Annotated in this window: 10 protein-coding genes and 2 pseudogenes; 7 read left to right on the top strand and 5 right to left on the bottom strand. The window is 34.5% G+C overall.

All coding sequences use genetic code 11. The features are described 5' to 3' along the window. Window positions 1–390, top strand: a pseudogene (locus tag OEW78_RS08995) (epimerase); the annotation flags it as partial. 335 nt (window positions 391–725) lie between these two features. Here the strand turns inward: OEW78_RS08995 and OEW78_RS08990 are convergent. Then, window positions 726–1,628, bottom strand: coding sequence for a peptidase (locus OEW78_RS08990; protein WP_300326970.1), 903 nt, complete (start codon window positions 1,626–1,628; stop codon window positions 726–728). Window positions 1,629–1,772: 144 nt separating this feature from the next. Between OEW78_RS08990 and OEW78_RS08985 the strand changes: the two genes are divergently transcribed. Beyond that, entirely contained in the window at window positions 1,773–2,312 is a 540-nt protein-coding gene (locus OEW78_RS08985; RefSeq protein WP_300326969.1) for a YbgA family protein, read from the top strand. Window positions 2,313–2,385: 73 nt separating this feature from the next. After that, window positions 2,386–3,234 (top strand): cobalamin-dependent protein, encoded by an 849-nt coding sequence (locus OEW78_RS08980; protein WP_300326968.1) that lies wholly within the window; start codon window positions 2,386–2,388, stop codon window positions 3,232–3,234. Here OEW78_RS08980 and OEW78_RS08975 read toward each other — a convergent pair. Genes OEW78_RS08975 through OEW78_RS08965 form a run of 3 tightly spaced genes read right to left on the bottom strand, consistent with a single transcriptional unit; the run spans window position 3,227 to window position 5,071 of the window. Further along, window positions 3,227–3,565 carry a hypothetical protein gene (locus tag OEW78_RS08975; protein WP_300326967.1) on the bottom strand — a complete coding sequence of 113 codons (339 nt, stop codon included), beginning with the start codon at window positions 3,563–3,565 and terminating at the stop codon, window positions 3,227–3,229. The two genes, OEW78_RS08980 and OEW78_RS08975, sit on opposite strands and share 8 nt — an antisense overlap. Before the next feature lie 24 nt (window positions 3,566–3,589). Further along, on the bottom strand, window positions 3,590–4,564 hold the full coding sequence (locus OEW78_RS08970) for an FAD-dependent oxidoreductase (RefSeq protein WP_300326966.1): 975 nt from the start codon (window positions 4,562–4,564) through the stop codon (window positions 3,590–3,592). Window positions 4,565–4,624: 60 nt separating this feature from the next. Continuing rightward, window positions 4,625–5,071 (bottom strand): hypothetical protein, encoded by a 447-nt coding sequence (locus OEW78_RS08965; RefSeq protein WP_300326965.1) that lies wholly within the window; start codon window positions 5,069–5,071, stop codon window positions 4,625–4,627. A gap of 366 nt (window positions 5,072–5,437) precedes the next feature. Between OEW78_RS08965 and OEW78_RS08960 the strand changes: the two genes are divergently transcribed. The 3 genes from OEW78_RS08960 (at window position 5,438) to OEW78_RS08950 (ending at window position 7,294) form a co-directional block, all read left to right on the top strand. Beyond that, on the top strand, window positions 5,438–6,346 hold the full coding sequence (locus tag OEW78_RS08960; protein ID WP_300326964.1) for a transcription factor TFIIB: 909 nt from the start codon (window positions 5,438–5,440) through the stop codon (window positions 6,344–6,346). Further along, the gene (locus OEW78_RS08955; RefSeq protein WP_300326963.1) at window positions 6,339–6,530 is read left to right on the top strand and encodes a hypothetical protein; all 192 of its coding nucleotides are present in this window, start codon (window positions 6,339–6,341) and stop codon (window positions 6,528–6,530) included. The genes OEW78_RS08960 and OEW78_RS08955 overlap by 8 nt, the downstream gene beginning before the upstream one ends. Before the next feature lie 182 nt (window positions 6,531–6,712). Continuing rightward, window positions 6,713–7,294 (top strand): hypothetical protein, encoded by a 582-nt coding sequence (locus tag OEW78_RS08950; RefSeq protein WP_300326962.1) that lies wholly within the window; start codon window positions 6,713–6,715, stop codon window positions 7,292–7,294. Between the two features lie 173 nt (window positions 7,295–7,467). On the opposite strand, the gene OEW78_RS08945 is transcribed toward OEW78_RS08950, so the two are convergent. Continuing rightward, window positions 7,468–7,902 carry a hypothetical protein gene (locus tag OEW78_RS08945; protein WP_300326961.1) on the bottom strand — a complete coding sequence of 145 codons (435 nt, stop codon included), beginning with the start codon at window positions 7,900–7,902 and terminating at the stop codon, window positions 7,468–7,470. Between the two features lie 218 nt (window positions 7,903–8,120). Between OEW78_RS08945 and OEW78_RS08940 the strand changes: the two are divergent. Next, a pseudogene (locus OEW78_RS08940) lies at window positions 8,121–8,513 on the top strand (hypothetical protein); the annotation flags it as partial.

The raw sequence follows: 8,513 nt of genomic DNA, 5'->3' as shown, positions 1-8,513 counted from the left end.
CAAAAATTGTTACTTGCATCACTAATCACAATGGCCCTAGTCGGAACAACATACTATTGGTTGGATGACCGGTCTGAACTCTTTGAGCCTGTGTGGATTTTAGCAGGAATATTTTGGTACATTGTAATAATAACTGCAATAGTATTTGTTAAAAGCAAAACCCGATTGGGGTTTCTCATTGGAGGAATACTCTCGTGGGTAACCTTGGCATTTTGGCTCTTTGACAACTTTTATGTTGTGTTTGAAACCTCGCTGATAATCGACAAGCCAAACGAACTGATAACAATCAGAAATTTCATCTGGGCTGCATTATCGACTCTGGCTGTAATTGCATCACACAATACGTTCCATAAGATAATTGATTATCAGTACAAGGGAAAACCAATCTGATCATATGTTATTTTTCAACATTCTCAGCATTGTGTTTCAATTGAGTTGATGCATTGCTCATATTCATTTTTCTTATCTAAGATATCAAAATTTCTGTAATTATTTTCATAGTGGTCTAACCATGTTTGATATGTTTGTTGTAAATTTTATGATTCATCAAAAGATATTTCCCTAAACATCGGAAAACTATCTGAGAATAAAATCCTCTTATCATCTAATTTTTGATTTCTAAATAAATTATTGAAAATCATTATTGACGTCTATGAATATTTAGAAGAGATATTGATCATTATCCCGAAAGAAATTATTCAAAAAGAAAAAAAGAGAAAACAGAATCACTGTTCCAAATTCAATGGAATGGATGCGGTACCAAAGTCTTCATTGATTCTAAAGAAATAATCTTTTGATGAATCATATTCAAACTCTGTTCCACCATATCCTATGTTCGGACCAAACAGTATATTGAATTCTCTTGAATCTCCGGGATTCAGTACAATTTGTCCACTCGTAAAGTCCATTCCAGAATACTTGAAGGCTTTTTCACCATCCCAAACATCATATGCGCATATTTGAGGACTGGTACAGTTTATTGCAGTGGTTTCTGGGCTGATGTTTTCGGCAAGCATACGAATTGACAATATTGGTTGTCCTGTTGGGGTGATGTAAAACTCATTTCCTTCAGAGCTAACCCCTGGCCAATAATATGTGATTGGTCCTACGTCAAACTTTTCGGCGGTCATTTTGTATGTGTGTAAAGTAATGGCCTTTTTGATTGGTTTTTCACAATCGATTCTTTTGTATGCTGTAACAATTTCTGCACATTTATCCAGTTCTGCTTCCAGTGCAACTAATTCTGAACTAGAACTGGATTCTTCTTGGGATGGTGAATTCTCTGATATTGGAACATTGACAATTCCAATTTTTATCAAATGTTGAATTCCGTTTAAAAATTCACCGTCGGTAATAGTTCCATCTGCCCACCAACCCGCATTATTTTTAACCCAAATTGGAATGCTTTGATGTGTCTTCTCATCGGATATTGTTGTTGGAGGTACCTTCAGTATTCCCTCTTTGATTAAATGCTGAACACCTGATACAAATTCAGTTTCTGAAATTGTTCCATCTGCCCACCATCCCGCATTATTTTTAACCCAAGCTGGAACTCCTTCTGCGTTAACAAATGGAGTAATAGAGCCAACTAGGAGGGTTGCGGCTATTGCAAGTATTGCTCCTTTCATGTAGATAAGTCTGTGCTCATTGCATATAACCTAGTTCCAAACCATTTTCTAGTGCCAACATTTATCAAGTATTTGTTTTACAAACTAGTGGTAATTTGGTTTTATGTTTTTTGACTTTATAAGCAATTATCAAAATCTGAAGTAGTGAGTGAAAATTTTACACGCGCTGATGTAGATAAGATAATAGTATCAGAAAAAGATGCTATCAAATTCGTGTTAGATAGATTTTCTGTTGTAAAAAATTCAAAAAAAATTCGGGATCTTGTTGATTTTCAAGCCATGAACAAATACATGTTAATGGCTCACAATCAAGAAGAGTTAAAGTTGCTTGGGAATATTGTTGCAAGTCACAAAAAAATTCCATTGCATGATATTTTAGATAAATACGAGGAACACCTCAAAATCGCTCTCAAAAAAGAACCCACGATAAAGACTCATCTCAACGTAATGATGCATATTTTTGGATATTTTTCAAAGTACTTTAGTCAGTCAGAAAAAGATCTATACTATGAATTATTGCGTCAATTCAAAGAAGAACAGATCACTGTAGGGAAAATGCTGTCAGAAATAGGTCCGTTAATCTACAGATTTAACAATACCTACTTGGCTAGGCAGACCTATTTTTTGTTGTATGCCGATACGAGACCTGGAATTTTGTTTGCAGTTTTGAATAATAAAAACTAAATTTACCGTAAATGATTTAGCACTAGAACTATTATTGGGCATTAGTTAAATAGATGATGTAGAAAACGAAACCATGGTGTACATTAGAGCCAAGAAAGTCAAAGGTGATCAATATCTTTATCTAGTCAAAAGCATTTGGGATTCAAAGAAAAACACATCAAGGCAGGAAATTGTAAAGTATCTTGGCAAGGCATCTGAGGTAATCAAGGATGATATTCCAGTGGAATACCAGGACAATCCAAAAATTCTATCAGTTTTAGCAGGACACAATCCAGAAGACATTAAGAAAAGAGAAGAGGCATCAAGAAAATCCAGAAAGCAATTATACAAAAAACTTACAGATGGAGACATTCAAAGCTGCGTTCAAATTTATAAATATTACATAAAGATTTTTAATTCTACAGACTTTTTTGATAAAATTCTAAGACCTGTAATGCATCAAATAGGTGATGACTGGGCACATAACAAAATAAGCATAGCTACAGAGCATGTTGCAAGCAATGTCGCCCAAACACTAGTAAAAATCATCATGGATGAAGCAAATACTTCGGGTAACAAAAAGAAGATTCTGCTTTGTGTTCCAGTTGGAGAAGAGCATCATCTTGGATGCGATGTAATAGAAACATATCTTACAAGCAAGGGATACAAAGTTTTCAACATGGGAACATCCATCCCAACAGAATCCATTTTACATTTCATTGACGATAAAAACCCTGAATTAGTAATGGTTTCCATCACGTTAGAAGACAACCTAAAAGCAGGACAAAGACTGATTAAAAAAATTAAAGAGAGTTTTAAAATTCCCATCATAGTTGGTGGCTATGCCCTAGAACAGGAAAAAATACCAAACTTTGATGCAGAAATTTTTGCAAATTTATCGCTTGATCAACTGCCAAAAATTATTCGTACAACAATTAGTTAGAATGTCCTAAGAAATGCTCTATTTTTGGATAACAAAGAATTGAACTGTGTGCTGCAGAATCCGTTCCTATTCCATAGCTTATGGTGGAATCACCCACAAAATATAGGCCCTTTACCTGAGATATCTCATGAGGCATCTTTGATTTCCATACTGATCCTGGCTCCTTTACTACTGATTCAACTAATTTCCAAGCCATTGGTCTGTCCCAAAGCAGTGATTTTTTGAATTCAGGATATATCGAATTTAACTCATCTTTCATTTTTGCTACGATCTCTTTAATCATTTTTGGATTCTCAGCTACGGATGGATGAATCGGAGTTCCTGCAATCATCAAGTGTTCACCTGAAGGACACACTTATGGAGTAATGTTTGAGATAAAGAAAAATCCCTTTGTAGTAAAAGCACCTACGGGAAAAACTATTTGCCTGGAATCTATTTTTTTGTTCAGTGCAAAATGAACTTCAACTACTGCAGTAGTCTTGTCTAATTTGTTTACTTTATCGATAAATTTTTTATCAAACACATCATGATCAAACAGTTGATTTATTCCCTGATATGCAGGCAATGACACAACAACACATTCTGAAGGGTGAAAAATACCATCTTTTGTGATTATTCCTTGGATTCTAGAGTCATTTACAACAATTTTTTTAATTGGTGAGTTTAGGTGAATTTTTCCCTTGTTTGCAATAATATAATTACTCAATACCTGAGATATCGCATCATACCCTCCATCATCGGGATAGGCAAATTCACTTGTTCCTCCCTTGAAAGGATTTGCACGAATCATGGTTCTTGCAAATTCTCCCAGAGAGACATGTTCAGCATTGTCTGCAAATGCAAGCATGCAAACAGCCTCAAAGAATGCATTTGTGTTTGAGTCGAGTTTTTTTGTAATCTCCGTTAAAGAAAGATTGTCCCATTCCTCAGTTTTTCTCATTGACGCAAATGCCATGGGGAGCAACACTTTGAGAAGTTTGACTCTACTTGAAAAGGGAATCAGAGAAAGTTGAAGCAAGTCTACTACTCCTTTTGGGTACTTGTGAAACCCGGTATCCGAATAAAACGCAATTTTATCCACTTTGGCAAGTTTAAGATTTGAGTCAATATTTAATTTTTTTAAAACTTGAAAGATTGCAGATTTTTTGTAAAAGGGCATTATGTGAAATCCATTGTCTAATATGTGATTTCTAAAAACAGTGGAGGCGGTTCTGCCGCCTATTTTACCCATTTTCTCAAAAATGTCTACAGAATAACCCTTTTTGACCAGTAATGAGGCAGTAGTAAGTCCACTTATCCCGGCGCCAATCACATAAACGTGTTTATCCATAAATGTGTGAATGGAAATTTGTATTTATAATGGGACTAATTTTTTGATCTAGTGCTAACTTTATTTGTCATTCAAATCAAAAATAATTTTTTCTGCAGAATCAAGAAATTCACTCATTACTCTTGCCATCTGCATTTTTATCAAAAATCCAAACGGCAAAAGTAATTTTGAAACACCATTAAACATAATTGAAACATCAATTACAACGTTTACTCCATCAGATGTTTCATCATATGATTCAACAAAAGACGATCCTCGTAGTAGACCCGACAGTATGTGGACCTCGTGTATTCTTGGATGAGTAATCACATGTTTTGTTTTTACATCCAAAAAACTACCTAGAAAATGAATTTTTTCATCTACAAAAATTTCATTTCCAATTGTTTTTCTAACGATGATGGATTTAAAATATTTCGGCATTACCTTAGGAAAATTCTCAACATCTATGCTGATTGAATAGAGTTTGTCTCTACTTACACTGGATTTTTTCTTTAAAATAAAATTCATCGTGTTGGTGCACTGTCTGTAGTGATATCCATGATATTTAGAAATTGTTATTTTTCGTATATTAAAAATCATGACATCATCATATGGTGCCAACTTTTTGATTGCCTTTCATCAGCTTGAATGCAAAAATTAAACTTGATAAAATGATGCAATTACCACTAGATGTTTTTTTGTCCCGGCTTTAAATAATTTATTTCCTTAATTTAGTTATGCTAGTAGCATTTACTTTTAAAAAAATATTGGGGAGAAAAATGGGCGCCAAAGATGTCAAAAACTTCCTTGAATCTAGCTCAGATTCCGTAGATCTGTTGGTTCATTCTATTTCAAGCCGTAATTGTGGAATCCTTTCACGTTGGAGAGAGTAAATTGAATGATTTAGTTCATCTGAGGAATTGCAAACAAAATTCCATGATAACTGATTTGATAACTGGCGAAATTGCGTGCAGCTATTGTGGCACAGTCATTACAGAAAAATCCGTAGATATGGGCAATGAATCCACGGGGATTTCGGGGGGAGAATATCAAACTAATGCCAGGACAGGGCAAAAGATATCTCTGAAAATGGCAGACATGGGCCTTTCTACCATTATAGAATCCAAAGACAAAGATTCTACTGGAAAATCGCTTTCGGCTGAAAACAAGAGAACATTCTATCGCTTAAGAATGTGGGATAGGAATAGTCGATTTGCAAATACTGAAAAATCATATATCAAGGCATTTGCATTGCTAGATGGAATAAAAGCAAAATTAGGACTTCCAGATACTGCAGTGGAAGAAACAGCTTATTTGTTTAGAAAAATAAGATCAAAAAAACTACTCTCAGGAAGATCGAATGCAGGAATTTTATGTGCTGCAATATACATCGCGTGTAGGTTAACTAACACCCCGAGAACCATTCAGGATGTATCCAGTGCAGGAAATATAAAAAGAAAACAACTTCAAAGTATCTACAGGTTTCTCTTAAAGGAGCTTGAGATATATCCTGAATCATATAGCCCGATTGAATTTGTATCTAGAATTGTAAATGCGACAAACGCATCAGAAAGGACAAGACGACATGCATTAAAAATTCTACACATATCACAAAGAAAAGGAATTACTGCTAGCAAGAATCCTATGGCCATGGCCGCGGCAGCTATACATTTAGCTTCAGCAATGAACAAGGAAAAAGTTTCACAGTTGAAAATCTCCAAAGTTTCTGGTATTAGTGCAGTGACAATCAGAGACAGATCAAAGGAGATTAAGAGAATTATGGGAGGTGAGATTAATGGGTAGAACATGCAGAGGAATATGCACCATGTATAGAGCTGAAGCAGTTTCAAATAAGATTAGATACGAGATTGGGCAGAAAAGATGCACATTTTGTGGAATATTTTTGGCAATTGATGATACTAGATGTATCTGTTGCAAGGCAGTATTGAGAACAAAAGCTAGAGGGAACCCAAAAAAAACCATTTGAAAAACGTCTGTCCAGGATGAACACATTAAAAATAATCCAAAAGTTGGCACTAGAAGAAATTAATCGTCTTGGTTAAAAGCAAATTTCAATTAATCCAACTATGAAGACGTTTTCTTGGGAATCTGAAATTGAGAGGAATTTTTGAGTCTCTAATTGTATTTGGAGTGATGGGAGGGCTACTCTTGCCACCTAGACTTCTTTTTGTAGAATATGTTTCAGATAACTGGTTTGGTTCACTAGGCATTATTTCTATAATTTCAATATCTGTAATCATTCTTGCAAGAAAGAAGAAACTCAGTTTCTTTGGTCCTATGCTTGAGCGACAAATGTATAAATTTCAAAAAGGCAAACGTGGCTTACTAGTTATCGGTGAGTCGATATTTCTTCTTTTGATATTAGGCGGGATGATTTTTGCAATTGATCAGGGAAATTCAGTTTATTCTGAACTAAAAATGCAGAATATGGAGAATATGTCCACAATAAACTCTGAAGAAATCTTAGAGTCCGCAAAGGAATTGGAGGCGTTTGATTGGTTTGTTGCATTTTTGATGGTTCCGGTGGCATTACTAACAGCATTTCCTCAGATGAGTGCAGCTATTGCATCAATTGATCAAAGTCTTGATGGATGGCTATTGCATTTTTACACCGTAGGATTTGTTGAATATCTGGAGTTGTTTGGCATTTTGATGTATTATAAAATTTCCTTTAGGAAGAAATTATTATCTAAACCAATACCTACGTTATACACAAAAACACCAATATAGAATCATATAGTTCATGTTCAAATAATTTATTCCAAAATTATACATACCAGAATTTTTTACAATTATGGCACTGTTTTTTCCATGTTATAGATGCATCTTGATTCCTCTTCATCTGTATGTTTCCAAAGTTTTTAGAACCGCAAGTTGGACACTCTTGATCCTTCATCATATTGTCATACATCATTCATTCTTTTAGAATAGTCATAATTGAAGATTTTATGCGGAGTGATTTCAATTGCCACCTCCGTTTTAGAATTATCTCTTAAAAATTTAGATAACGTTGAGTCTTTTTCTCCCAAATATTTATCCATCAAAATCTCAAGAAAATCTGTCCCTTTATCATTTAAAATTTTGACAGTTCCTTCTCCACGAATTCCCTTGTAAGGTGGATTGTCTGCTGCTATCTCAAATCCACATACGGAATTTTTTTGAAGATATGAGACAATCTTTGCTGTTTTTTGCGTAGCGCAGTAGATTTTGCCATCATTGTACGTATACCATAGAGAAATAACGCCAGGTATGCCATTAGGTTTGATAAAAGCAATTCTGATTGGAATTTTCACATCTGGAATAAACCTGTTGATTTCTGTACTGTCTAATTTCTGCATGTTAAATCTCCTATTTGTTTTGTGACCAACTTGGTGTAGCAATAATCACAAGACCATTCTTGGAACTCTTTTCCACAATTATCACATTTTTGCACTGAAACTCCATTCATATCTTAATTCAGGATTTTTTCATATATGAATAGTGCTTAAAAATAATACTAGTGCTAACTTGAAAAATTTTTGTTAGAGTTAAAATACTGATTTCAAAGAAACGGAATATGAAAAAAATTATAATTATTCTTTGTGTCTTTGCAGTTATTTCAACCGGCCCTGTGTATGGACACAAGTTAATCAGTCATGATGACAAGCATACAAACTTTGATTCTGCATTACACATTCCTGATCACAAGATTTCATGGGCAATTTATGAGAACTTAGACCCAAATGAGGCAAAATTTTATTCATTTGATGCAAAACAGGGAGATTTGTTTTATGCAAGCATTGTAGTTCCTAAAATTGATGGTTTGGAGGAATATTCGCCCACGCTAGTTTTATTGGACAGTACAACATCTGAAAACAGCAATGCTTCTTTTGAATCTCAATTGAATGCCAAAAAATTTTTCTATGAAGGAGAATTTCCGGGAACTGAATTTTATGAACCCTTTGGCCAA

Source organism: Candidatus Nitrosopumilus sp. (assembly GCF_029882185.1).
Classification (GTDB): Archaea; Thermoproteota; Nitrososphaeria; order Nitrososphaerales; family Nitrosopumilaceae; genus Nitrosopumilus.
This window is presented reverse-complemented; position numbering and strand designations above follow the sequence as displayed.

What these genes read in the sequence shown, in the direction of transcription:
- OEW78_RS08990 (WP_300326970.1), bottom strand. Translation starts at nt 1,628, where the DNA reads ATGAAAGGAGCAATACTTGCAATAGCCGCAACCCTCCTAGTTGGCTCT.
- OEW78_RS08980 (WP_300326968.1), top strand. Translation starts at nt 2,386, where the DNA reads ATGGTGTACATTAGAGCCAAGAAAGTCAAAGGTGATCAATATCTTTAT.
- OEW78_RS08975 (WP_300326967.1), bottom strand. Translation starts at nt 3,565, where the DNA reads ATGATTGCAGGAACTCCGATTCATCCATCCGTAGCTGAGAATCCAAAA.
- OEW78_RS08970 (WP_300326966.1), bottom strand. Translation starts at nt 4,564, where the DNA reads ATGGATAAACACGTTTATGTGATTGGCGCCGGGATAAGTGGACTTACT.
- OEW78_RS08965 (WP_300326965.1), bottom strand. Translation starts at nt 5,071, where the DNA reads ATGAATTTTATTTTAAAGAAAAAATCCAGTGTAAGTAGAGACAAACTC.
- OEW78_RS08955 (WP_300326963.1), top strand. Translation starts at nt 6,339, where the DNA reads ATGGGTAGAACATGCAGAGGAATATGCACCATGTATAGAGCTGAAGCA.
- OEW78_RS08945 (WP_300326961.1), bottom strand. Translation starts at nt 7,902, where the DNA reads ATGCAGAAATTAGACAGTACAGAAATCAACAGGTTTATTCCAGATGTG.